General features: G+C 73.8%; 20 protein-coding genes. 12 read left to right on the forward strand and 8 right to left on the reverse strand.

From position 1 onward, the window contains the following. Window positions 1-117 precede the first annotated feature (117 nt). Entirely contained in the window at window positions 118-936 is an 819-nt protein-coding gene (locus ACIP5M_RS15280) for a hypothetical protein (protein ID WP_401196807.1), read from the forward strand. A gap of 28 nt (window positions 937-964) precedes the next feature. Here the strand turns inward: ACIP5M_RS15280 and ACIP5M_RS15285 are convergent, their stop codons facing one another. The 5 genes from ACIP5M_RS15285 to ACIP5M_RS15305 are packed head-to-tail and all read right to left on the reverse strand — an operon-like array spanning window position 965 to window position 5,461. Continuing rightward, a complete protein-coding gene (locus ACIP5M_RS15285; protein WP_401197216.1) occupies window positions 965-2,059 on the reverse strand; it encodes an FAD-dependent oxidoreductase in 1,095 nt (364 codons plus the stop codon). Between the two features lie 45 nt (window positions 2,060-2,104). After that, a complete protein-coding gene (locus ACIP5M_RS15290; RefSeq protein ID WP_401196809.1) occupies window positions 2,105-3,475 on the reverse strand; it encodes a cytochrome P450 in 1,371 nt (456 codons plus the stop codon). A gap of 50 nt (window positions 3,476-3,525) precedes the next feature. Next, window positions 3,526-4,203, reverse strand: coding sequence for an HAD family hydrolase (locus ACIP5M_RS15295; RefSeq protein ID WP_401196810.1), 678 nt, complete (start codon window positions 4,201-4,203; stop codon window positions 3,526-3,528). Window positions 4,204-4,249: 46 nt separating this feature from the next. Then, window positions 4,250-4,729 (reverse strand): Lrp/AsnC family transcriptional regulator, encoded by a 480-nt coding sequence (locus tag ACIP5M_RS15300; protein WP_401196813.1) that lies wholly within the window; start codon window positions 4,727-4,729, stop codon window positions 4,250-4,252. 42 nt (window positions 4,730-4,771) lie between these two features. Beyond that, entirely contained in the window at window positions 4,772-5,461 is a 690-nt protein-coding gene (locus ACIP5M_RS15305) for a YoaK family protein (RefSeq protein ID WP_401196815.1), read from the reverse strand. A 104-nt stretch (window positions 5,462-5,565) separates the two neighbouring features. Between ACIP5M_RS15305 and ACIP5M_RS15310 the strand changes: the two genes are divergently transcribed. The 5 genes from ACIP5M_RS15310 to ACIP5M_RS15330 all read left to right on the forward strand — a co-directional run bounded on the left by ACIP5M_RS15310 (window position 5,566) and on the right by ACIP5M_RS15330 (window position 12,163). Next, window positions 5,566-6,159, forward strand: coding sequence for a histidine phosphatase family protein (locus tag ACIP5M_RS15310; RefSeq protein ID WP_401196817.1), 594 nt, complete (start codon window positions 5,566-5,568; stop codon window positions 6,157-6,159). Window positions 6,160-6,251: 92 nt separating this feature from the next. Next, window positions 6,252-7,781, forward strand: coding sequence for an APC family permease (locus tag ACIP5M_RS15315; RefSeq protein WP_401196819.1), 1,530 nt, complete (start codon window positions 6,252-6,254; stop codon window positions 7,779-7,781). A gap of 12 nt (window positions 7,782-7,793) precedes the next feature. Continuing rightward, on the forward strand, window positions 7,794-8,219 hold the full coding sequence (locus tag ACIP5M_RS15320) for a universal stress protein (RefSeq protein WP_401196821.1): 426 nt from the start codon (window positions 7,794-7,796) through the stop codon (window positions 8,217-8,219). Window positions 8,220-8,301: 82 nt separating this feature from the next. After that, window positions 8,302-10,380 carry a SpoIIE family protein phosphatase gene (locus ACIP5M_RS15325; RefSeq protein WP_401196824.1) on the forward strand — a complete coding sequence of 693 codons (2,079 nt, stop codon included), beginning with the start codon at window positions 8,302-8,304 and terminating at the stop codon, window positions 10,378-10,380. A gap of 289 nt (window positions 10,381-10,669) precedes the next feature. Next, window positions 10,670-12,163: an FUSC family protein gene (locus ACIP5M_RS15330; protein WP_401197218.1), complete on the forward strand. Its 1,494-nt coding sequence runs from the start codon at window positions 10,670-10,672 to the stop codon at window positions 12,161-12,163. Here ACIP5M_RS15330 and ACIP5M_RS15335 read toward each other — a convergent pair. Continuing rightward, window positions 12,153-14,444, reverse strand: a complete 2,292-nt coding sequence (locus ACIP5M_RS15335) for a HelD family protein (RefSeq protein WP_401196827.1) — start codon at window positions 14,442-14,444, stop codon at window positions 12,153-12,155. The genes ACIP5M_RS15330 and ACIP5M_RS15335 overlap by 11 nt on opposite strands. Window positions 14,445-14,585: 141 nt before the next feature. Between ACIP5M_RS15335 and ACIP5M_RS15340 the strand changes: the two genes are divergently transcribed. The 3 genes from ACIP5M_RS15340 to ACIP5M_RS15350 all read left to right on the forward strand — a co-directional run bounded on the left by ACIP5M_RS15340 (window position 14,586) and on the right by ACIP5M_RS15350 (window position 17,672). After that, window positions 14,586-15,161 carry a GNAT family N-acetyltransferase gene (locus ACIP5M_RS15340; protein WP_401196830.1) on the forward strand — a complete coding sequence of 192 codons (576 nt, stop codon included), beginning with the start codon at window positions 14,586-14,588 and terminating at the stop codon, window positions 15,159-15,161. A gap of 228 nt (window positions 15,162-15,389) precedes the next feature. Continuing rightward, window positions 15,390-16,538 (forward strand): nitric oxide synthase oxygenase, encoded by a 1,149-nt coding sequence (locus ACIP5M_RS15345; RefSeq protein ID WP_401196832.1) that lies wholly within the window; start codon window positions 15,390-15,392, stop codon window positions 16,536-16,538. A 54-nt stretch (window positions 16,539-16,592) separates the two neighbouring features. Next, the gene (locus tag ACIP5M_RS15350) at window positions 16,593-17,672 is read left to right on the forward strand and encodes a lactonase family protein (protein WP_401196835.1); all 1,080 of its coding nucleotides are present in this window, start codon (window positions 16,593-16,595) and stop codon (window positions 17,670-17,672) included. A 74-nt stretch (window positions 17,673-17,746) separates the two neighbouring features. On the opposite strand, the gene ACIP5M_RS15355 is transcribed toward ACIP5M_RS15350, so the two are convergent. Continuing rightward, window positions 17,747-18,661 carry a sirohydrochlorin chelatase gene (locus ACIP5M_RS15355; protein WP_401196838.1) on the reverse strand — a complete coding sequence of 305 codons (915 nt, stop codon included), beginning with the start codon at window positions 18,659-18,661 and terminating at the stop codon, window positions 17,747-17,749. A gap of 221 nt (window positions 18,662-18,882) precedes the next feature. On the opposite strand from ACIP5M_RS15355, the gene ACIP5M_RS15360 reads away from it, so the two are divergent. After that, complete coding sequence (locus ACIP5M_RS15360) at window positions 18,883-19,560, forward strand: uracil-DNA glycosylase (protein WP_401196841.1); 678 nt, start codon at window positions 18,883-18,885, stop codon at window positions 19,558-19,560. A gap of 57 nt (window positions 19,561-19,617) precedes the next feature. Here the strand turns inward: ACIP5M_RS15360 and ACIP5M_RS15365 are convergent, their stop codons facing one another. Beyond that, on the reverse strand, window positions 19,618-20,166 hold the full coding sequence (locus ACIP5M_RS15365) for a DUF1062 domain-containing protein (protein ID WP_401196845.1): 549 nt from the start codon (window positions 20,164-20,166) through the stop codon (window positions 19,618-19,620). Between the two features lie 330 nt (window positions 20,167-20,496). On the opposite strand from ACIP5M_RS15365, the gene ACIP5M_RS15370 reads away from it, so the two are divergent. After that, the gene (locus tag ACIP5M_RS15370) at window positions 20,497-22,113 is read left to right on the forward strand and encodes an SDR family oxidoreductase (protein WP_401196848.1); all 1,617 of its coding nucleotides are present in this window, start codon (window positions 20,497-20,499) and stop codon (window positions 22,111-22,113) included. A 152-nt stretch (window positions 22,114-22,265) separates the two neighbouring features. Then, window positions 22,266-23,636, forward strand: a complete 1,371-nt coding sequence (locus ACIP5M_RS15375) for a cryptochrome/photolyase family protein (RefSeq protein ID WP_401196850.1) — start codon at window positions 22,266-22,268, stop codon at window positions 23,634-23,636. Window positions 23,637-23,712: the final 76 nt, after the last annotated feature.

The following is a 23,712-nucleotide window of genomic DNA, read 5'->3' on the forward strand; positions in this document are numbered from 1 at the left end:
GCCGTGAAGTGGCCATGGAAAACGAAAGCCGAAGCACAAGCGAAAGCCGGAGCGAAGGCCGGGGCTGAGGTGCCGGAGCGCCTGCCCGACGGCGAGGTACAGGACGCTTCACCGCCGGTGGACGCCGCTGCAGTGGCCGCCGCGGCCGCCGAACGCGCGGCGCAGCAGCGCGTGACCGAACGGTGGGGCCGCAGCGCGGCGGGGTGGAGGCACTGGCTGGCCCGCTCCCCCGTCGGGGTCGACCTGCTCCACTGGTGGTTCGACGAGGCCGATCTGACCGCCCTCGTCGGCGAGGAGCGGTACGTGGAACGCCTGGCCGAGTTGCTCTCCAAGGCGTCGCCGCGCGATGTCGCGGCGATGGGGGTCGGCTGCAACCGCCGTGTCGACCGGGCCTGTCGCTTCCCCGAGGTGTGCGGGCTGGATCCCGTCCCGCCGCCGGGCGGAGAAATCTCCAGCTACCGCCACGGTGAGGTGCCCGGGGCGTGTTCCGGTTTCATCGACTGCTGGAGCCGGCACGAGATCGAGGTGGACTTCACCGCCGCAGACCGCCACCGCTCGGTCCTCCTGTTCCGGGGCGCCCCGAGCCAGGCGCGGCTCTGGGTGGACGGAGTGCCCGTGGGCGAGGGCCTGCAGCTGGACAAGGGCGGCCTCTGGGAAGAGGAGCGTTTCTTCGTCATCCGCGTCGAAGGGCCACAGGACCATCCTCGCCAAGGGCTCGGTCACATGGGTGCCCAGCTCCACGCCATCGTCTCGCTCCTGGTCCACGACGCGGACCGGAGCACCACGCAGGTCTTCATCCCTGACCACACCGAGGACTGGACCGAGCCCGTCCTGCGCGTGCGGAACGGGACGGGCTACGTGTACGCGACCCCGGAGGCGTGCGCGGCCGGCACCCCGGACCGGGAGTTCCCCGTCGAGCCGCCGGCAGCGGGCTGACGGGCTGCGGGGCAGGGCCCGCCACCGATCAGGCTGCCGGCGAGCCCACCCGTTCCCGCGCCAGGAGGCGGCGGATCTCCCGCACCGCCGCACCGCCCGCGCGGTTGGCGCCGATGGTCGACGCCGACGGGCCGTATCCGACCAGGTGGATCCGCTCGTCGCGGACCGCCCTCGTCCCCTCCACCCGGATACCGCCGCCCGGCTCGCGCAGCCGCAGCGGGGCCAAGTGGTCCACGGCCGCGCGGAATCCGGTGGCCCACAGGATGACGTCCGCCTCCACCCGGCTCCCGTCCGCCCAGACGGCGCCCGTGGGCGTGATGCGGTCGAAGACGGGCCGGCGGTCGAGCACCCCCGAATCGAGCCCGGCCCGGACGGCCTCGTTCAGCGGGAGTCCCGTCACGCTGACCACGCTCTGCGGCGGCAGTCCCCGGCGTACCCGGTCGTCCACCAGGGCCACCGCCGCCCGGCCCTCGGCCTCGCCGAAGCTCCCGTCCCGGAAGACCGGGGGCCGCCGGGTCACCCAGGTGGTGGCCGCCGCCACCTCCGAGACCTCCAGCAGGTGCTGCACCGCCGATGTGCCGCCGCCCACCACGATCACGCGGGCCCCGGCGAACGCGCGGGGCCCGGGGTAGTCCGCGGTGTGCAGTTGACGGCCGCGGAAGGTCTCCTGCCCCGGGTAGCGCGGCCAGAAGGGCCGGTCCCAGGTGCCGGTCGCGTTGATCAGGGCCCGGGCGGACCAGACCCCGTCCGCGGACTCCACCCGAAGCCGCCCGTCGACCCCCTCGCGTACGGCCGAGACGTCCACGGGTCGCCGTACGCGCAGGTCGAAGCGGTCCTCGTAGGCCGCGAAGTACTCCCCGACCACCTCCGACGAGGGCCGCAGCGGGTCTGCGCCGGTCAGCTCCATGCCGGGCAGGGCGTGCATCCCGTGGACCTTGCCGTAGGTGAGCGAGGGCCAGCGGAACTGCCAGGCCCCGCCGGGGCGGGGCGCGTGGTCCAGAACCACATGACCGAGCCCGGCCCGAGTGAGGTGGTACGCGCTGGACAGGCCCGCCTGACCGGCGCCGATGACCACCACGTCCACGTCCACGTCTGCCGCCGCTTGCGCCGCGTCGCGCACCATATCGTTCACGGTTCTACTAACTCGTGGGGGCGGCGGCATCTTCCCCTACCGCACACCCGCCCCCGGCCGCCGCAGGGTCGCCAGGATGGGAGTCTTCGGCTGCAGGGTGAGCCCCGGGAACACACCGGCCCGCTCGCTGCCGCTGTCGAGGTGGAAGCGCTGCCCCAGCACGGCCAGCACGAGCGCGGCCTCCACCAGCGCGAACCGCGCCCCCAGGCAGGCCCGCGGACCGCCGCCGAACGGGAACCAGGCGTGCTCGGGCGCCGGATGAGCGGCGTCCTCGTCCCACCGCTCGGGGCGGAAGGCCTCCGGGTCCGGGAACCAGCGCGGGTCGCGGTGCATCGACCAGGGGCTGGTCCACACCGCGGTCCCCGCCGGGACCGGCCGGCCGCCCAGCGTGGCGCCCTGCCCGGCCACCGCCGAGATGAGCCAGATCGGCGGATAGATGCGCAGGGCCTCCTTGACCACCTGCCGGGTCCAGGGCAGCCGCGCGTAGTCGTCGTAGACGGGCAGGCGCCCGCCGAGCACCCGGTCGAGCTCCTCCGTCAGCCGGGCCCGCGCCTCGGGCGCCCCCGAGAGCAGTTGCCAGGCCCAGGTCAGAGTGGTCGAGGTGGTTTCGTGGCCGCCGATGTAGAGGGTGATCGACTCGTCCCGCAGCTCCTTGCGGGACAACGGGCCGCCCTGCTCGTCGCGGGCGGCGAGCAGCCGGCTCAGCAGGTCGTCCCGCTCAGCGCCGGCCGCCGAGGCCGCTTCGTGCTCCCGTATGACGTGCTCGATCTCCCGGTCGAGGACCGCCACCGCCTGCCGCATCCGGCGCCGCCCGGGCGTGCGCACCCAGGGCGGCAGGAACAGCGTCAGTCCACGGAACTCGGCGCCCAACTCCCGCTGCGCCGTGGCCATGGCGGCGCTGATGGGCGCCTCCCGGCCGGCGGCGTCGCTCCCGAACAACGTCCGGACGGCGATCCGCTGGGTGAGTCCGGCCATCTCCCGGTGCACGTCGACGCGATCGCCCTCGCGCCAGGTCCCGGCCAGCGCGTCCGCGCACTCCACCATCGTGGCGGCGTACGAGCGGACCTGGCGCGGCCGCACGGCGGGCTGGACCAGCGCCCGCTTGCGCCGCCAGTCCTCCCCGGTGGCGACGACCACCCCCTCGCCCAGCAACTGGCGGAAGGCCCAGCCCAGTTCCCGCGGCTCGAAGGTTCCCTCCACGGCGCCGAGCAGCTCACCCGCGTGCTCGGGCCGGGAAACCAGGACGTTGCGCTGCGGGCCGAGGGCCCAGGGGACCCAGTCCCCGTAGTCGTCGCGCAGCGACTCGAAGAAGGCCAGCGGATCGCGGGCGAAGGCGGGCAGGTTGCCGAGCAGCGGCCAGGGACGGGGCCCGCCGGCCCGGGTGCCCTGGGACGGGGTCGAGGTCACGTCGGCATGGTGACAGCGACCCCCGCAGGGCACCAGGGGGCGGGGAACCCTCAGCGCGCGAGGCGCGCCGTCAGCCAGTCGTGCGCGGCGTCCGCGGTGAACTCCCGCTGCCCGCCCCGGAAGAGGAGCCCGGCTCCCGCGAAGGCGGCGTCGTCCGCGCTCTGCACGACGTACGGGACGGCCACGCACCCCATCCCCGCTGCCCGGGCGGCCAGCGCGCCCGGCGCCGCGTCCTCGACGACCACGCACTCGGCGGGCTCGGCGCCCAGCCGACGGGCCGCCTCCAGGAACACGTCGGGGGCGGGCTTGCCGTGCGCGACCTCCTCGGCGGAGACCACCGTCGTCAGCAGGGAGTCCAGGCCGGTGCCCACGAGCACCGCGTCGATCGCCTCGCGCGAGGAGCCCGAGGCCACCGCCATCGGCACGCCCTCGGCGTGCAGCCGCTCCACGAACTTCCGCATCTCGGGGAACACTTCCGTCGCGGTGCGGGCCAACTCCAGGTAGACGGCGTTCTGTTCGGCGAGCAGCTGCTCGACCGGTGCCTGGATCCCGTACCGTTCCCTGAGGATCTCGAGCGTCTCCAGGGTGCCGATCCCGATGAAACGGGAGTGCTGTTCCCACGTGAAGTCGGGGACCCCGTGCCGCGCCAGCGTGCGCCGCCCCGATTCGTAGTAGTTCGGCTCGCTGTCCACGAGAGTGCCGTCGAGATCGAATATGACGGAGATCATCCGTTGTGCCCGTCCTGCCGGTCGTGTCCTGTCCCCAGCCATCCTGTCAGGCTTTGCGGGCAGCCCGTCCCACGGCCTCGACCAGCGGCAGCAGCCGGTGCGGGACCCGCTCGCGCAGCGCCACCTCCGTGCGGGTGCGCACCACGCCCGGAAGCCGGATCAGCCGCTGGATCACGTCCTCCAGGTGCGCGTTGTCCCGGGCCGCCACGCGGGTCAGCAGGTCCCCGCCGCCCGTGATCGAAAAGGCCTCGATGATCTCGGGTACGGAGGCCAGCGCATCACCCACCTCGTCGAGGTGCCCCTGGGTCACCTCGATGTGCACGAAGGCCAGCACCGGATGGCCGAGCGCGGCGGGCGAGAGCACCGGACCCGTCCCGGTGATCACCCCGGTGCGCTCCAGCCGTTCCAGCCGGGCCTGCAGGGTGCCGCGCGCGACCCCGAGGATCCGGGCGTACTCGCGGACGCTGGTGCGCGGCTGCTCGATCAGCAGACGCAGGATCCGGGTGTCGAGTTCGTCCACCGCCATGCCGCGACTGTACCAATGGTCCAGTTCATCCGGGGTGGCAGCTTATCCGGTGTGCAGCGGCGGCAGGGTCCGGTGCGCCAGGGCCACCGCCGGCACCACCGCGACGGCGGGCAGGAGCAGCTCGCCCACGGTCCACCCGGCCCGGATCAGCAGGGCCCCGGTCAGCCCGCCCGTGAACATCGCCAGGACCGCCACGGCCCGGCGGGCCCAGGCACCTGTCCCGTAGCCGAAGGCGCTGTCCCGACCCAGGGCCGAGCTGCCGATCAGCGCGGTCATGGACCGGGTGAGCAGGGTGGTCGGCACCCCGGGCACGTTCACCCGCATGCTCGTCACCGTGCGGATGCCCATCGCCGTCGCCAGCAGCCCGGTCACCGCCAGGTGCGCACCGCCCGGACTCCCGTACCGCGGCGCCACGCCCCATCCGACGGCCGCACCGGTCAGGATCAGCGCGGCCTCGGCGTACAGGCCGAGCCCGAGCCAGCGCCGCCGCCGGGCCTCCCCGGCCGACTCCAGCCGCGCCCCGAACAGGACGCCCACGGCGAACGACCCCAGCGAAAGCGCCGCCGACAGCGCGGGCAGGTTCCCCTCCCGGGCGAGCCCGAACGCCAGGAAGAGCACGTTCCCCGTCTGCATCGCGGTGAACACCGGCCCGAGGGCGAGCAGGCTCACCGCCTCGATCAGCCCGGTGACCGCGGTCAGGACGATCATCAGCCCCGTCACGGACGGCTGCACCGGGTGCCCACCCACCTTCATGAGGCCCGACAGTGACACGCCCGCCCCGCTCCCGAGGCGCCGACATGCCGAGCCGGTATGCCGAGGGGATTAGGGTCCCTGGGATGAGCGACCTGTTGCTGGTGAGGCACGGCGAGACGGCGTGGAGCGCGGACGGGCGGCACACCGGCCGCACCGACGTGCCGCTGACCGCGCGCGGGGTCGAGGAGGCCATCTCCCTCGCTCCCTTCTTCCGGGACCGGCACCCGGCGCTGGTGCTGACCAGCCCGTTGCGCCGGGCCGTCGCCACGGCCGAACTCGCGGGACTCACCGGCGGGCTCACCGACCCGGACCTGTACGAATGGGACTACGGCGGCTACGAGGGCGTCACCACCAAGGAGATCCGGCGGACCGTGCCCGACTGGTCCCTGTGGACCCACGGAGTCCCGCCCGGCGACGCCGCGCACCCGGGTGAGAACGCCGCCGAGGTCGGCGCCCGCGCCGACCGGGCCCTCGCCCGGGTCGCCCCCGTGCTCCGCGCCGACCGCGGCAACGTGGTGATCGTCGCCCACGGCCACCTCCTGCGCGTCCTCACCGCCCGCTACCTCGGCCTGGAACCCGCCGAGGGCCGGCTCTTCCTCCTGCGCACCGGCACGGTCAGCGTGCTCTCCACCGAGCACGGGCTCCCGGTGATCGCGGGGTGGAACACCCGCCCCTGACCGCCACCCGCCGCACGCCACCCGCCGCACGCCGTCCCGCAACCGGCCGCTGCCGCCTCGCGGCGCGGCGCCCGGTGCGTGACGATGCGTACATGGCCCACGACGGTGCGAGCGATGGCGGCGCCCCCGGGAGCGGGACCCCGGAACCGGGGCTCGAGGAACCGGGGCTCAAGGCCAACGCGATCGGCTTCCTCGACGCGCTCGTCATCGGCCTGAACTCCACCTCCCCCGCCTACTCCCTCGCCGCCGTCCTCGGGCCGATCGTGGCCCTCGCCGGGATCTACGCGCCGGGAGTCATGCTGGCGTCCTTCGTGCCGATGCTGCTGATCGCCGCCGCCTTCTACTACCTCAACAAGGTCGACCAGGACTGCGGAACGACCTTCTCCTGGGTCACCCGCGCCATGGGCCCCTGGGCGGGCTGGCTCGGCGGCTGGGCCATCACGATGACCGGCGTCCTCGTCATCGGCTCGCTGGCCGACGTGGCCGTCAACTTCGGCCTGCTCGCCGCCGGCCTCGACGGCTGGGCCGCGAACACGGTGGTCCGCCAGACCCTCACCGTCGTCGTCATCCTGGCCATGACCGCCGTCTGCGTCATCGGCACCGAGCTGTCGGCCCACCTCCAGGACATCCTCATTCTCGCCCAGGTGTTCTTCCTCCTGGCCTTCGCCGTCGTCGCCATCTACCGCATCTACGCCGGCACCAGCACCCTCGACGCGATCGAGCCGTCCCTCGACTGGCTCAATCCCTTCGGCGCCGGCGGCGCCGCCCTCACCGGCGGACTGCTGCTCGGCGTGTTCATCTACTGGGGCTGGGAATCCGCGGTCAACCTCACCGAGGAGGTCGAGAACTCGGCGACCGCACCCGGCAAGGCCGGCATCTGGTCCACCGTCGTCCTGCTCGTCACCTACCTGTCCGTCGGCTTCGCCGTCGTCGGCTATGCGGGCACCGCCTTCCTCGCCGCACACGCGGGCGAGGAGGAGGCGATCTTCGCGGTGCTCGCCCACGAGGTCATGGGGGGCTGGGACTGGATGGTGCTCCTCGCCGTGTGCACCTCCGCGCTCGCCTCCACCCAGACCACGATCATCCCCGCCTCCCGCACCGCCCTGTCCATGGCCCGCCGCCACGCGCTGCCGCCGGCGCTCGCGCACATCCACCCGCGGTTCCGCACCCCGCACGTGAGCACCTGGTGGGTGGCCGCCATCGCCATCGGCTGGTACCTCGTCGTCAACCAGATCAGCGAGAACGCCCTCCTCGACTCGCTGACCGCGCTCTCCCTGCTCATCGCCTTCTACTACGCGCTCACCGGCCTGGCCTGTGCCGTCTACTACCGGCGCCACCTGCTGGAGAGCGCGCACAACTTCCTGCTGATCGGCGCCGGACCGGTCGTCGGCGCCGGCCTGCTGGCCTGGCTCCTGGTGGAGTCCGTCCACGACATGTCGAACCCCGAGAACTCGGCGGGCGGCGTCTCGTGGTTCGGGCTCGGCCCGCCGCTGGTCATCGGCATCGCGATCGCGGCCGCGGGCGTGGCCGTCATGTGCTTCTGGCGGGTGCGGGACGGCAGGTTCTGGCGCGAGCGCCGTGGGGTCGTCGACCCGGACGTCGTCCACGGCCGGAAGACCTGAGGAGGAGGCCGGATGTCCGTGGTCCTGGGGTACGACGAGTCGCCCGGCGCCGAACGCGCCCTCCGGGTGGCGCTGGAGGTTGCGGCCGCCTTCGGCGAGCCCCTCGTCCTCGTGTACGGCGTGGCCGCCCCCGGGCCGACCGGCGAGGAGTACCTCGCCCACCGCGAGGCCGTCCGCCAGGCGGGCCGCATCGCGCTGGCGCGCGCCGTCGAGGCCGCCGACGAGGCGGGAGTGCCGTCGGCGGTCGAGGTGGTCGACGAGAAACCGGCCCAGGCCCTGCTCGACGCCGCCGAGCGCCACCACGCGCGGGTCATCATCGTCGGCACCTGGGGCGACAGCCCGATCCGGGGCGCGCTGCTGGGCTCGACCCCGCACAAGCTGCTGCACCTGTCGCCGATCCCGGTCCTGTGCGTACCGACGGACGGCGACGTGGGGTAGCCACGGCCGCGGGCGCCACGGCGGGACCACCGCGGTGTCCGCATACTGAATGGACAGGTCCGCAGGTGGAAGGGGACGTGTCGTGCCATCGGTCCAGCCTGGGGGCGAGAAGGCCCACGGCCCGTTCCGGTCCGAGCCCGGGACGCTGCTCGAGCACGTACCGGTGGCCGTCTTCGGCATCGACGACGACGGGCTCGTCGCCTACTGGGGACCCGGCGCGCAGGACCTCTTCGGCCACGACTCCGCCGCCGCCCTGACCCGCCCCGGAGCCCTGCTCTTCGCGGACACACCCTCGCGGAACGCCTCGGAGACGTGCGCCGACCTGGTGGAACGGGCGCGGACCCTGGGGTACTGGCGCGGCCGGCTGACCGCCCGGCACCGCGACGGCACCGCCTTCGGCTGCGGATTCCGGGTCTTCCCCCTGAAGGGCTCCGACGGACGCCCGGTGGTGATGGCCCTCGCCAGCCGCAGCGACGAACTGGACCGGGTCAAGACCAACCTCGCCTTCCTCGACGCCCTGTTCGAAACCTGCCCCATCGGGCTGGTCATGCTCGACCAGGACCTCCGGTTCGTCCATCTCAACCAGGCGCTGGCCGACATGGACGGGCTCCCCATCGAGGCGCACCTGGGGCTGCGCACGGACGACGTCGTGATCCTGTCCGACGGCGGCGAGTACCAGCGCATGCTGCGCGCGGTCGCCGCGGGCGGAGCCCCGGTCGTCGGAGCGCTCGTGGGCATGCGCCCGCGCGGTCGCCTCGACCGCGAGCAGGTGCGGTCGGTGAGCTTCTTCCCCCTCAGCCAGGCGGCCGGCTCGAGTCCCGGCGTGGGCGGGCTGATGGTGGACGTGACGGACCGGGAGCAGGCCATCGTCGAAGCGACGGCCGGCCGCCGCCGGCTGGCCCTGCTGGACCGGGCCTCCGCCCGCATCGGGACCACCCTGGACGTGAACCTCACGGCACAGGAACTGGTCGACGTCGCGATGCCGGAGTTCTGCGACGGCGCCGTGGTCGAGATCGTGCAGTGGATGGACGCCAACGAGGATTTCGACCCGGCGCGGCCACTGATCACCCGCCGTATCGCCTCCGGGACGATCCTCCCGCCCCCGGCGACCGAGCTCGTGAGCGGAGTGGAGAAGGTGCGTTACCCGCCCGGCTCGGTCATCCACGACATGCTGCGCACGAACCGCCCGATCTCGGCCGTGGTGGACGAGGAGTTCCTGGCCCGGACCGTCCTCGTGGAGTCACGGGCGCGGCTCTTCGCCGAGAGCGGGCTGGCCTGCGTCCTGGTCGCCCCGCTCATCGCCCGGGGCACGGTCCAGGGCCTCGCCATGTTCGGACGGTCCGCGAACCGGCCCGCCTTCACCCGGGACGATCTGGGCCTCGCCGGCGAACTCGCCTCACGCGCCGCGATCTGCCTCGACAACGCCCGTCTGTACAGCCGGGTCCAGGACATCTCCCTCACCCTCCAGAGGGCCCTGCTGCCCACCGCACTGGCGAGCACCCCGTACGTGGAGGTGGCGCACCGCTACCTGCCCGGCAGCCACATCACCGAGGTCGGCGGCGACTGGTACGACGTGATCAGGCTGCCGGACGACCGGGTCGCCCTCGTGGTGGGCGACGTGATGGGCCACGGGGTGCCGGCCGCCGCGGCCATGGGCCGCCTCCGGATCACCACCAAGGCACTGGCCCGGCACACCGGCGACCCCGGCGCCCTGCTCGCCGAGCTCGACGCGTGCGCCGACGAGGCAGGCATCGAGCTGGCCACGTGCCTGTACATCGTGTACGACCCGAGGACCGGCCGGGCCCGCATCGCCAACGCCGGCCACCCACCACCCCTCGTGCTCCGCCAGGACGGCGGAGTCGACACCGTCGACGAGGTCCTGGGCGTCCCGCTCGGCGTCGGCGGCGTCCCCTTCCGGACGACCGAGATCGAAATCCCCGACGGGGCGACCCTCGTCCTCTACACCGACGGCCTCATCGAGACCCGCGGCCAGGACATCGAAGCGGGCCTGCGGACGCTGCGCACCGAACTGGGCGGATCGGACGGCCCGCTGGAACCCATGGCGGACCGGGTCCTCGCCCGCATGCTCCCCGGCCCGCCGGACGACGACACCGTCCTCGTGCTCGCCCGCGTCCGCCGCCTGCCGGCCTCCGGGGGCTGACGGCCCCCAGGCCGGAGACCCGGTCCGTTGGCCCTCCATGGCATGGGGCCGCGCTGCCTCACTGTGCCAATGGCCCAGTCGTCCGGCGTCCGGTTGAACCAGTGGGCCTCCAGCTGGTTATCTGTGTCATATCCATGTACTTACGGCGCCGCGCAGCGCCGGACCCCGGCAACGAGGCCGGTCCGGAGCGCGGCGCCTTCGCCGTGCCCGTACGCCGCCCACCACCCCCGGGCGGCCGCCGGGCCGGCGCGCACCACTGCAAGGGGGGCGGCACACCGCCGTGAAGAGGATGTTCGTGGCTCCGGACCCGGGGCGAATGAGACTGAGGAACTCGGCCCGCGCGGTCATCGGCGTCGCCGCCGCCGTCGCACTCGCCGAGCTGTGCGGCCTCTCCCTGACTGCCTCCATCACCGGGGGCCTCGCCGCCCTGCTGGCCCTCTTCACCGTGCTCGAGGTGACCGTCCGCGCCCAGCGGGCCACCACCGCCCTGCTGCCGCTCGCCGGATTCCCCGTCCTGGCGCTGGCCACCACCCTGCACGGCATGCCGCTCGTCCGTGACGCCGCTTTCCTCGCCGTCGTGTTCGCCGGGGTCTACGCCCGCCGCTTCGGGCCGCGCGGACACGCCCTCGGGATCTTCGGCTTCATGATGTTCTTCGTCACCCAGTTCCTGCACGCCCAGCCCGGGCAGCTGCCCGAGCTGTACGCCGCCGTCGGGCTGGCGCTCCTGGCCGCCGGGACCGTGCGCTTCGTCCTGTGGCCCATCGAGCGGCGCACCCCGCCCGCCGCGGCTCCGCCCGGCCTGCCCGGCACCGGGCTCGCCCGGCCCACCACCCGCCAGGCCTTCCAGGCCACCGCCGCCTGCGCCTTCGCGCTCGGCATCGGCCAGGCGCTCTCCGAGGACCGCTGGTACTGGGCCGTCGGCACCGCCTGGTGGATCTTCGTCAACACCGCCTCCCGCGGCGAGACCCTCGTCCGCGGCTTCCGCCGGGTCCTCGGCACCGTCCTCGGCATCGCCGCCGGACTGCTGATCGCCGTACCCCTGCACGGCGCGCCCCTGCCCACCGCCGTGCTCGTCGCCGTCTGCGTCTTCGGCATCTTCTACACCGCGGCCCCGTCGTACTCCTGGATGATGTTCTTCGTGACCGTCATGGCCGGGCTGCTCTACGGGCTGCTCGGCGTGCTCCACCCGGGGCTGCTGCTCCTGCGCTTCCAGGAGACCGCGATCGGCGCCCTCGGCGCCGCCCTCGCCGTCGTGATCATCCTCCCGGTGACCACGCACGCCGCCAACGACGCCTGGATCCAGCGCGCCCTGCACTGCGTACGCGCCTCCACCGCGGCCTCCCTCGACCGGCTCGCCGGGAACCCCGACGCCGACCCCGCCCCCCACGCCGCCGAGCTCGAACTGCTCCTCGGCCGCGTACGGATGGCGCTCGCGCCCCTCGTCCACCCGCTGAGCCCGCTGCGTGCCCGCAAGGCCAGGGCCCGCCAGGTCCTGACCCTGCTCGACGACTGCGCCCGCGAGGTCCGGGGGCTGGTGGCCGTCGCCGCCGACCCGCAGGCCTCGCACGACGCCCGGCTGGCCGCCGCCTGCTGGCGCGTGGAGGCGGCCGTGGAGGCCCTTACCGCTCCACGGAGCGCCTCGCAGCCCACCGCCCCGGTGCCGCTGCGCCCGGCCCCCGCCGAGCCGGCCCTCGCCCACCTGCACGGCATCGAGCACGCGCTCGTCGCGCTCGCCACCCCGCTGCGCACCGACCCGCGGGCCCCGCTGGTCATCAGCGCCTGAGCAGTCCCTCGGGGTCCAGCCCCGCCGGCAGCCGGCCCTCGGTGTGCACCACTCCGAGGGCCTGGGTGGCCCGGGTCAGCGCCACGTACAGGTCGCTCGGCTGGAGGTCGGCCGGCTCCACCACGATCACCGTGTCGAACTCCAGCCCCTTGGCCTGGCGCGGGTCGAGGAGGACGACCTCCCGGGTCAGATCCGGCTCCGCACCCGCCCGCACCCCCGGCAGTACGGGGGCCAGGGGCCCGTGCAGTGCCCGCGGCGCGATCACCGCGAGCCGCCCCTCGGCCGGCCGCTCCCGCTCCACCGCCTCCCCGACGGCCGCCGCCAGGTCACCGGTCGCCCGCGCCCACGGCCGCACCCCGGTGGACCGCACCGAGCTCGGCGGTTCGAACCCGGGATCGCGGGACCGCAGCACGGACGCCGCGACCTCCATGATCTCGGCGGGCGTACGGTAGTTGACCCCCAGCCGGACCAGCTCCCAGCGCTCGCCGACGTACGGGCCGAGGATCCGCTCCCAGGCACCGCACCCCGCCTCGTCGGCGGTCTGCGCGGGATCGCCGACCAGCGTCATCGACCGGGTCGGGCAGCGCCGCATGAGCAGCCGCCACGCCATCTCCGACAGCTCCTGCGCCTCGTCCACGATGACGTGCCCGAAGGCCCAGGTGCGGTCGGCCGCGGCCCGCTCGGCCGTGCTGCGGTGGTCGGCCTCCTCGTGCCGTTCGGCCATCCGCTCGGCGTCGATGATGTCGTGCGCCGCGAGGTACTCGCTCTCCTCGTCCTCGAACTCGTACGACTCCGAGCCCTGCGACAGGTCCAGCACCCCTTGCGCGTAGGCGATACGCCGCTGCCGCTCCCGCTCCTCGGCGGCGCGCCGGGCGGTGTCGTCCTCCCCGAGCAGTTCGGCCGCCTCGTCCAGCAGCGGTACGTCGGCCGGCGTCCAGTCCGGGCGCTGCGAGGGCGCGCGCCGGATCAGTTCCGCCTCCTGGGCGGTCAGGTGCGTGGGATCCGCCAGGAAGTCGGCGACCAGCCGTTCGGGGGTGAGGGAGGGCCACAGCGAGTCGATCGCGGCGTGCACGGCCGGGCTCATCGCGATCTCCTTGCCCAGCTGGGCGACGTCGTCCGAGCCGAGCAGGTTCGGGCCGCCGTACGGATCGGCACCCAGCCGGTCGGCGAGCTGCGCCGTGAGCGCGTCGATGATCCGGAAGGCGAAGGTGGGCCGGGCCTGGTTGTGCGGCAGCCCCGTGGCCCGGGCCCGGTCGCGCGCCTCGTACGCCATGGTGCGGTCCAGCAGCAGGGTGCCGTAGTCGTCGTGGTCGATCTCGAGCGCCGGCTCGGGGACCTTGTCGTACTCCTCGCCGCTGTCCGCGGGCATGTCCTCCGGCAGGCACTGCCGGTCGGCGACGACCTGGGCCAGGATCTCTGCCATCGCGGCCCGGCCCTTGACGGCGGCGGCGCCGGGGCGGTCGGTCCCGGTCGCGTGCACCCCGGGGAACAGCTCGCCCGGGGTCGCGAGCAGCACCCCCGTCTCGCCGAGCGCCGGCAGCACCCCGCCGATGTAGCCCAGGAAGGCGGGGCCGGGGCCGACGATCAGGACACCGCGCTTGGCGAGCTGCTCGCGGTACGCGTAGAGGAGGTACGCGGCCCGGTGCAGCGCGACCGCCGTCTTCCCGGTGCCCGGACCGCCCTCGACGACCAGCACGCCGCGGTGCGAGGAGCGGATGACCCGGTCCTGCTCCGCCTGGATGGTCTGCACGATGTCGTGCATCCGGCCGGTCCGGGCGGCGTCGAGCGCGGCCAGCAGCACGGCGTCCGCGTCGGTGCCCTCGTATCCGGTGCGTTCGGCGTCCGTCAGGTCCAGGATCTCGTCGTGCAGCGCGGTGACCACGCGCTCACGGCTGGTGATGTGCCGGCGGCGGCGCAGCCCCATGGGGGTGTGGCCGGTCGCCAGGTAGAACGGGCGGGCCACCTCGGCGCGCCAGTCCAGGACCAGCGGGGTCCGCTCGGCGTCGTCCGCCCGGATTCCCAGGCGGCCGATGTGGTGGTCGCGCCCGTCGGAAAACTCCAGACGGCCGAAACACAGACCGTTCTCACCCGCATTCAGTGCGGAGAGCAGCCCGGACTGCTCGGCGACCAGGACATCGCGCTCCAGGCGCGCCTGCAATCCGTTGCCGACATCGCGCAAGGCACCCTCCACCGCGCGTTCGGCCTGGTCACGGAGGTGGTCGAGGCGTCGATAGAGGTCCGTGACGAATTGCTGCTCTTTCCGGAATTCCTCGGTTGACAATTGCACTCCTGCCGCGATACGGTGTCTTCGTAAGGTAGTTCACGTCTTCGTTCACAGTGAAGTCACGAACCAACCAATATACTCTCTCTCCTCCCTCGGTAGCCAATTCGGCCGGGGGATTTTTTGCGTACCGTGGTGCTCATGACCACCGCACACGGCTCTGCCGCCGGCATCGTCTACCGCCCCGCCCGCCCCGATGACGCGGGGGCCATCGAGGCCCTGGACAGCTCTTTCACCACCGATACCGTCTTCGAGGTGGCCGCCTCCGAAACCGGCTTCACCCTTCGCGAGGTCCCGGCGGACCCGCCGGTGTACAAGGACTTCCCGCCCGAGGAGCACGACGAACAGGGGCTCGGTCGCGGCTCCGGTGCGGAGGGGGAGGCGCGCACCTTCGTGGCCCTCGACGGCGGCCGGCTCTGCGGCTTCGTCGCCGCGGGCTACGCCGCCTGGAACCGGCGCGTCACGATCGAGGACATCGAGGTCTCCCCGGAACACCGGGGCCGCGGCATCGGGCGCGCCCTGATGGAGTGCGCGGCCGACTTCGCCCGCGAACGGGGCGCCGACCACCTGTGGTTGGAGGTCAGTTCCGTCAACGCCCCTGCCGTGCACGCCTATCGGCGCATGGGCTTCACCCTCTGCGGCCTCGACACCACTCTGTACGACGGCACGCCCGCCGCGGGGGAGCAGGCGCTGTTCATGAGCCGGCCCTGTCGCTGACGCGGGGCAGCGGGCACCGGAAGTCGCGCCAACTCCCGGACTGCGGTGGATCGTACGCCCGCCCGGCGCCGCCGCGCAGTCCGATCCGCGAAGATCACCCGGAGGGGTGTTGCGGGCTCCGCTACCGCCCGCCGCTGACCTGCGGCATGTACAACGGGTGATTGTTGATTGCACATTCATCCGGCATGTACAGGGTGGATCTGGTCGGACAGGGGGTAACGGCCCGGAATGGAAATACTTCAACAGCGCTCCACCACCGCTCAGGTGTGGGAAGCGGCCGAGGAGTTCATCCGACTCTTCCACAGGGAGAACCCGGACGCAGGTGATCCGCGGGTCCGGCTCGCCGCCGTACGGGCCGAGCTCGCGGAGACCGGCACCTACCGCCACACGCCCGGGGAGCTGGTCCACGGGGCCCGTGTGGCCTGGCGCAACAGCAACCGCTGCATAGGCAGGCTGTACTGGAACTCCCTGCGGGTCCGTGACCGCCGCGGGATCACCGATGCCGACGGCATCGCCGCCGAGTGCTTCGAGCACCTGCGCGAGGCGACCAACGGCGGCCGGGTGCGGCCCACGATCACGGTCTTCGCCCCCGACGCCCCGGACCGCCCCGGTCCCTTGATCTGGAGCGAGCAGCTCGTCCGGTACGCGGGCTACGGAGACCACCCGTCCGTCACCGTGGGCGACGCCCGCAACGCCCCGCTCACCGAGGCCCTGCTGCGGCTCGGCTGGCCGGGCGGCCCGGGGACTCCCTTCGACCTCCTCCCGCTGGTGGTCCAGGGGGTCGACGACAAGCCCCGCTGGTTCGACACCCCCGCCGACGCGGTGATGGAGGTGCCGATCGAGCACCCGGACGGTGAGGAGGGCGGCGACGGCTGGGCCGACTGGGGCCTGCGCTGGCACGCCGTGCCCGCCATCTCCAACATGTGCCTGGAGATCGGCGGCATCCACTACCCGGCCGCCCCGTTCAACGGCTGGTACATGGGCACCGAGATAGGCGCCCGCAACCTCGCCGACAGCGACCGCTACAACCTGCTGCCCGCCGTGGCCCGCCGGCTCGGCCTGGACACCGCGAGCGACCGTTCGCTGTGGAAGGACCGGGCGCTCGTCGAGCTCAACCGGGCGGTCCTGCACTCCTTCGACCGGGCCGGAGTCACCATCGCCGACCACCACACCGAGTCCCGGCGGTTCCTGTCCCACCTGGAGCGCGAGGAGCGCAAGGGGCGCGAGGTGGGCGCCGACTGGTCGTGGATCGTGCCGCCGATCTCCGGTTCCGCGACGCCCGTGTTCCACCGCACGTACGAGGACCGGCAGAGCCATCCGGCGTACGAGCACCACCCGGGCGCGTCCGAACGCGCGCAAGGACGGGACTTGGTCTAGACCTTCTGTTACGGTCGGCTCCGGACGGATCCGGAACGGCGGAGAGGGCAACCGGTGGGCGACGTGGACACGGTGGACCACACTACGGACCAGCACGGCGAACACCGGGCGTACATCGGCTCGTTCACCTCGGGGGGCGGCCGCGGCATCACCACCGCGGCCGTGGATCCGGCCACCGGGGCGCTGACCCCGATCGCCTCCCTCGACGCCTTGCCCAATCCTTCCAGCCTGGCCCTCGACCCGGCGACCGGGCTGCTCTACGCGGTGAGCGAGACCGAGGACGGGATGGTGGCCGCCTTCCGGCCCACGGCCGCGGGGCTGGAGCCCCTCGGCGCCGCCGTCACCGTCGACGCCTCCGGCCCCACCCATCTCAGCCTCGCCGGGCAGCGGCTGCTGACCGCCAACTACACCTCCGGCAGCGTCAGCAGCCTCCCGCTGACCGCGGACGGCAGCCCCGGCGGCCCGCCGGCCGTCCTCACCCACCATGGTTCCGGACCCGACCGGGACCGGCAGGAGAGCCCGCACGCCCACCAGGTGCTGCCGGACCCCAGCGGCCGCTGGGTGCTCAGCGTCGACCTGGGCACCGACTCGGTACGGGTGTGCGCACCGGACCGGGGGACCGGGGCGCTGCGCACGCACACCGAGACCGCGCTGCGCGCCGGAAGCGGACCGCGCCACCTCGCCTTCCACCCCGACGGCACCCTGGTCTACGTCGTCCACGAGCTGGAGCCGCAGCTGACGGTCTGCCGCTGGAACGCGGCCTCCGGGCAACTGGAACCGGTCGGAGAAGTTCCGGTGACCTCCGGGGGCGTTCCAGGGGCCGAGCGGGACTATCCCTCGACGCTCGTCGTCTCGTCCGACGGGCGGTTCCTCTGGGTGGCGATCCGCGGCGCCGACGCCATCGCCACGCTGACGCTGTCCGGCCGCGCCGAGAAGCCGCAGCTCACGCACACCGAGCCGTGCGGCGGCAGCTGGCCCCGGGACCTCGTGGCCGACCCGTCGGGCCGCCGGCTGTACGTGTCCAACGAGTGGTCCGGAAACGTCACGTGGTTCGACATCGACCCGCAGACGGGTCAGCCGCACCGGTCCGGTCAGGCGGAGGTGCCGGGCGCCGCCTGCGTGGTCTTCGGCTGACCCGGCCGGCCTCCCACGACGCGAGGGGCCCCCGCCGACCGGCGGGGGCCCCTCGCGTCAGCGGCGCACGGTCGTCAGTGCGCGGCGGCCCCCAGAGTGATCCCCAGCGCCGCGGAGTACTGCGCGACGGCCAGCTTGCCGAGCGCACCGTAGGCGCCGAGCACCTCGGCGGCGGCGCAGTCGGCCTCCTTGCACGCGGTGTCCAGCAGCCCCTCGGCGGCCTCCGGGCCGATCAGGTACGGGGCGAGCGCGAGCTGCGTGGATCCCTCGCGGCGCAGCTGTTCGGCGACGGCGGCCACCGAACCCTCCTGGTCCAGCGCGGCGGCCTTGACGGGCACGGCGAGCCGGGCGGCGAGCAGCATGCCGGTGATCCCGGCGGCCTGGACGGCCTCCTCGCCACCGGTGGTGGCCAGCACGATGCCGTCGGCGGCGGTCGTCACGGTGAACAGCCGCGCGCGGTCGGCGCGGGCCAGGCCCGCCTCGGACAGCCGCACGTGCAGGCCCTCGGCGAGCAGCGGGTGCGGGCCGAGTACGTCGGCCAGCTCGGCCGCGGCCGAGGAGTCCATCAGGGCCTGGCGGACGCGGCGCAGCAGATCGCCGTCGGGACCGGCCAGCAAGGGCACGACCACGGCGTCGGGGCCGGTCGGCTCGGAAACCTCGTGCCCGGCGGCGCGGGCGAACTCCGCACGCTCGGCACGCTCGGTCGCGACGGCGGTCAGCACGCCCGACAGGGACGGGAACTCGGAGGCGTCGTCACCCTCGAGGAAGCCGATCCGGGCGTCGAGGCCCGGCAGCTCGGAACGGCCGATGCTGATGATCTCTTCCGCCAGCCCCCGCGAGGCGGATGAGGGGGCACCGGGCACGGCGAGCACCAGCGCGGGCGCGCCCTGGGGCGCCGCCGCTGGCTCGGGCCGGCGGTGCCGTCCGGTCTGGCGGGGTCGCGGCATTCGTACGGGCAGGCCATTTGCGGGGCCAGTGGGGGAGCTCATGGCGCCGCATGCTACTGGCTTATCGGAACCGGGTGTTTGGGCAGGGCCTTATCGGGCGGCATCTGTCCGCATTTATCCGTTGAAGAGCAGACACGGTCAACTGGTGGGCGGCGTGCACCAGTCCGCGGGGTGGCGCGAGAGTGGGGTGACGAGCATAACGGAGCGAACCGGTCACACGGCGCAACGCCGGGGCCCGCGCTGGACCAGTAGAGTGACGCAGCGTGGCACCACGACCCTTGAACGAACTCGTCGAAGCAGGCTGGGCGAAGGCCCTGGAACCCGTCGCCGGACGGATCGCGGCCATGGGGGACTTCCTCCGGGCCGAGATCGCCGCCGGACGGACGTACCTGCCCTCGGGCGCGAACGTACTGCGCGCCTTCCAGCAGCCCTTCGACGACGTCCGCGTCCTGATCGTCGGACAGGACCCGTACCATACGCCGGGCATGGCCATCGGCCTCAGCTTCGCCGTCGCCCCGGAGGTCCGCCGGCTTCCCCCGAGCCTGGAGAACATCCACCGGGAGATGCACACCGACCTCGGGCTGCCCAGGCCCTCCAACGGGGACCTCACCCCGTGGACCCGGCAGGGCGTGCTGCTCCTCAACCGGTCCTTGACGACGGCCCCGGGCCGGGCGAACGCGCACCGCGGCAAGGGCTGGGAAGAGGTCACCGAGCAGGCGATCCGCGCCCTCGCCGCGCGGGGCACCCCGCTGGTGTCGATCCTCTGGGGCCGCGACGCCCGCAACCTGCGGCCCCTGCTCGGAGACCTCCCGGCGATCGAGTCGGCCCACCCCTCCCCGATGTCGGCGGACCGGGGCTTCTTCGGCTCCCGCCCGTTCAGCCGGGCCAACGACCTGCTGGCCCGCCAGGGGGCGCAGCCGGTCGACTGGCGACTCCCGTAAGGGAGCCGGGGCCCGCCCGGCGGATGGTGCCGGACGGGCCCCGGTCCCGGGGAGGGCTCAGCGCTTGAGCGTGAAGGTGAAGTCGTCGGAGAGCCTGCCGCTCAGCCGGACCGCCGAGACGACCTTCCCCTCCGCGACCAGTCGCCCGACCTCGGCTCGCGAAAGACCGCAGCCTTCGGCGATCAGCCGCACCGGCCGGATGGGGATCCGCTCCGCGAAGCGGACCGAGACGTCGATCACCTCGCGGTCCAGGTGATCCGATCCGCCCGTGTCGAGGCGCCAGGCGTCGTCCCAGTCGAGGGCGATGCGATTGCGGCGCCGCACGACCGGATCCCGCAGCAGCTCGGCCGTCAGGCCAGGGTCGTTGTCGTGCAGCCGGTCCAGCAGATCCGGTCGTACGGAGCGCACGTTCACCCGCTCCAGGACCGAAAGCTTCGCCGTTTCCCCGCAGCCGGCACAGAGCACGAGGAGCCAGGCGTCGAGGAGCTTGTGGTGTGCGTTGACGCGGAATTTACCGCTCGGACGAAAACGCCCGGACGCGCACGTGTGGCAACGGCGCAGAACGAGCGGCAGGCAGGTGGGCACGACCACCCAGGTATTGAGCACAGAAGTACACCGGTTTCAGTGAGAAGTCCGCAGCAAAAAGCAGCGCGGCGCGCAGGCGCGACGCGCGACGAATCAGCGCTCGGGAGGTCTCACACGGTGTACAACGGCACGTCCTTCACCAGACGACTTGGGGGCGGCAGCACGGTAATGCGGCACAGCCGCGCCGTTCCACCGGTTTTTCGCGTGCCCCGCCGTCGGGGCGTACGGGCGACCCCCGGTGCGGCAACCGGCCCGGCGCATCCGTTCCGGGCGCAGGCGGCGAAGGATGGGTGCACGGGACTGCGGCACCTCCGGCCGGCGTCCCGGGACGGAACGAACGGAGCACAGCCCGTGAGCACGTACCCCCCGAACCCGGCCCCCGCCCCTGCCACCGGTCTGCGCTGCCTGGTCACCGGCGCGGGCGGCTACATCGGCGGGCGCCTCGTCCCCGAGCTGCTCGACGCGGGCCACCGCGTGCGCTGCCTGGCCCGGACTCCGGCCCACCTGCGGGACCATCCCTGGGCCGGGCGCGCCGAGGTGGTCCGCGGCGACGTCACCGACGCGGCGAGCCTGCGGCCCGCCCTGCGCGGCGTGGACGTGGCCTACTACCTGGTCCACTCGCTGGCCTCCGGCCGCGACTTCGAGGAAACCGACCGGCGCGCGGCCACCACCTTCGCCGCCGAGGCACGCGCCGCCGGCGTCGGCCGCATCGTCTACCTCGGCGGTCTCACCCCGCGCGGCGTGCCCGAGCAGGACCTCTCCCCGCACCTGCGTTCCCGCGCCGAGGTCGGCCGGATCCTGCTCGACTCGGGGGTGCCCACGACCGTCCTGCGCGCCGCCGTGGTCATCGGCTCGGGGTCCGCCTCCTTCGAGATGCTCCGCTACCTCACCGAACGGCTCCCCGTCATGGTGACGCCGAGCTGGGTCAGCACCCGCGTCCAGCCCATCGCCGTACGCGACGTGCTGCGCTACCTCGTCGGCAGCGCACACATGCCGCCGCACGTCAGCCGGGCCTTCGACATCGGCGGCCCCGACCTGCTCACCTACCGCGACATGATGCTCCGCTACGCGGCCGTCGCCCGGCTGCCGCGGCGGCTCATCCTGCCCGTGCCCATGCTCACCCCGCGCCTGTCGAGCCAGTGGATCGGCCTGGTCACGCCCGTGCCGGCCGCGCTCGCCCGCCCGCTCGCCGAGTCACTGAAGCACGAGGTCGTCTGCGCCGAACACGACATCGGGCAGTACGTGCCCGACGGCCCCGGCACACCCGTCCCCTTCGACCGCGCCCTCGCCCTCGCCCTGGAACGGGTCAAGGAGGCGCGCGTCACCACCCGCTGGTCCAACGCCTCGCTGCCCGGCGCCCCCAGCGACCCGCTGCCCACCGACCCCGACTGGGCGGGCGGCAGCCTCTACACCGACGAGCGCGAACGGGCCGTCGCGGCGAGCCCGCAGCAGCTCTGGCAGGTCATCGAAGGGGTGGGCGGGGCGAACGGCTGGTACTCCTTCCCGCTGGCCTGGGCGGTACGGGGCCGGCTCGACCGGCTCGTCGGCGGGGTGGGCCTGGGCCGTGGGCGGCGCGACGCCCGGCGGCTGCGGGTCGGCGACGCGCTCGACTTCTGGCGCGTCGAGGAGATCGAGCGGGGGCGGCTCCTGCGCCTGCGCGCCGAGATGCGGCTGCCCGGGCTCGCCTGGCTGGAGATGCGCGTCGAGCGCGACGCCGCGGGCGCCACCCGCTACCACCAGCGGGCCCTCTTCCACCCGCGCGGCCTGGCGGGACAGCTGTACTGGTGGAGCGTGGCTCCGTTCCACGCCGTGGTCTTCGGCGGTATGGCCAGGAACATCGCTCGGACCGCCGAGAGGACGGCGGCCGAGTCGGCGGACGAGCCGTCGGGCGACGCGGGGGCCGCGGAGGCGGCACAGGCCGCGGGGACCGCGGACGGGGGCGGGCAGCCGGCGGGAGGTGCGCAGTGAGCGGGCGCCCGCAGGCAGCCTGGAGGCGCCCGGGCCGGCGCGCATCCGTGAGACGGCCCCGGCCGGAAGGACGCCGGTAAGCCAGTACAACAGCCCGTCCGGCCGCCGTCCCCGCGCGGCGCCCGGAACGACCGACCGCCGGGAGTGGCGCCATGAACTCCGTCGTCCTGTTCACCTCGGACCTCCGCCTGCACGACCATCCGCCCCTGCGCGCCGCCCTGGAGTCGGCGGACGGGGTCGTGCCGCTGTTCATCCGTGACCCCGCCGTGGACCGGGCCGGCTTCGCGGCGCCGAACCGCCTCGCCTTCCTCGCCGACTGCCTGGCCGACCTCGACGCCGGCCTGCGGGACCGCGGCGGCCGGCTCGTGGTCGCCGGCGGTGACACCGTGGCCGAGGTCTGTGCCGTGGTACGGCAGGCGGATGCCGACGAGGTGCACATGGCGGCCGGCCACTCCCGCTTCGCCCAGGACCGCGAGGCGCGGCTGCGCAGCGCCCTGGAGGCCGACGGGCGCCGGCTCCACGTGCACGAGGACGTGATCACGGCCGTGCCGCCCGGCGAGCTCACCCCGCAGGGATCGGACCACTTCGCCGTCTTCACCCCGTACTTCAGGCGCTGGCAGGCACACCCGCCGCGGACACCGCTCGCGGCCCCCCGCAAGGTCCCCGTGCCCGCCGGGGTGCGGTCCGGGGAGCTGCCCGCGCGCTCCCGGGTGGCGGACGTGTCCGCGGGGCTCCCCGCCGGAGGGGAGACGGAGGGCCGCCGCAGGCTCCGGACGTGGCTGTCCCTGCACGCCGACGCATACGAGGAGCGCCAGGACGACCTCGCGGGCGACGCCACCTCCCACCTGTCGGCGTACCTCCACTTCGGCGCCGTCTCGGCAGCCGAGGCGGTCCACCTGGCGCGGACCCGCGGCGGGCCGGGTGCCGAGGCCTTCGTACGGCAGTTGTGCTGGCGTGACTTCCACTACCAGGTGCTCGCCGCGCGCCCGGAGGCGGCCACGGCCGACTACCGCCGCCGGAACGACCGCTGGCGGCGCGGCAGGGCGGCGGAGGACGACCTGCGCGCCTGGCGGGAGGGGCGCACCGGTTACCCGGTGGTCGACGCCGCCATGCGGCAACTCGCCCACGAGGGCTGGATGCACAACCGGGGGCGCCTGATCGCCGCCTCCTTCCTCACCAAGACGCTGTACGTCGACTGGCGCGAGGGGGCACGGCACTTCCTCGCCCTCCTCGTGGACGGCGATGTCGCCAACAACCAGCTCAACTGGCAGTGGGTGGCGGGGACGGGAACCGACACCCGGCCCAACCGGGTGCTGAACCCCGTGCTCCAGGGCAAGAGGTACGACCCCCACGGCGCCTACGTCCGCCGCTGGATCCCCGAGCTGGCCGATGTGCCCGCCGGGGTGATCCACGAGCCGTGGAAGCTCACCGGCACCGACGCGGCCGCCCGCGACTACCCCGACCCGGTCGTGAGCCTCGCCGACGGCCTGGCCCGCTTCCGCCACGCCAGGGCCGGGTACTGAGCGCGGCGGGCTTGAACCCGCCGGGCCTTGCGGGACGTACCGACGCACGATCGATGCGAGTTGTACCGCGCCCCTC

This window comes from Streptomyces sp. NPDC088762 (genome assembly GCF_044750905.1).
In the GTDB taxonomy this organism is placed as follows: Bacteria; Actinomycetota; Actinomycetes; order Streptomycetales; family Streptomycetaceae; genus Streptomyces.

What these genes read in the sequence shown, in the direction of transcription:
- ACIP5M_RS15285 (WP_401197216.1), bottom strand. Translation starts at nt 2,059, where the DNA reads ATGGTGCGCGACGCGGCGCAAGCGGCGGCAGACGTGGACGTGGACGTG.
- ACIP5M_RS15295 (WP_401196810.1), bottom strand. Translation starts at nt 4,203, where the DNA reads ATGATCTCCGTCATATTCGATCTCGACGGCACTCTCGTGGACAGCGAG.
- ACIP5M_RS15300 (WP_401196813.1), bottom strand. Translation starts at nt 4,729, where the DNA reads ATGGCGGTGGACGAACTCGACACCCGGATCCTGCGTCTGCTGATCGAG.
- ACIP5M_RS15310 (WP_401196817.1), top strand. Translation starts at nt 5,566, where the DNA reads ATGAGCGACCTGTTGCTGGTGAGGCACGGCGAGACGGCGTGGAGCGCG.
- ACIP5M_RS15315 (WP_401196819.1), top strand. Translation starts at nt 6,252, where the DNA reads ATGGCCCACGACGGTGCGAGCGATGGCGGCGCCCCCGGGAGCGGGACC.
- ACIP5M_RS15320 (WP_401196821.1), top strand. Translation starts at nt 7,794, where the DNA reads ATGTCCGTGGTCCTGGGGTACGACGAGTCGCCCGGCGCCGAACGCGCC.
- ACIP5M_RS15330 (WP_401197218.1), top strand. Translation starts at nt 10,670, where the DNA reads ATGTTCGTGGCTCCGGACCCGGGGCGAATGAGACTGAGGAACTCGGCC.
- ACIP5M_RS15340 (WP_401196830.1), top strand. Translation starts at nt 14,586, where the DNA reads ATGACCACCGCACACGGCTCTGCCGCCGGCATCGTCTACCGCCCCGCC.
- ACIP5M_RS15345 (WP_401196832.1), top strand. Translation starts at nt 15,390, where the DNA reads ATGGAAATACTTCAACAGCGCTCCACCACCGCTCAGGTGTGGGAAGCG.
- ACIP5M_RS15355 (WP_401196838.1), bottom strand. Translation starts at nt 18,661, where the DNA reads ATGAGCTCCCCCACTGGCCCCGCAAATGGCCTGCCCGTACGAATGCCG.
- ACIP5M_RS15375 (WP_401196850.1), top strand. Translation starts at nt 22,266, where the DNA reads ATGAACTCCGTCGTCCTGTTCACCTCGGACCTCCGCCTGCACGACCAT.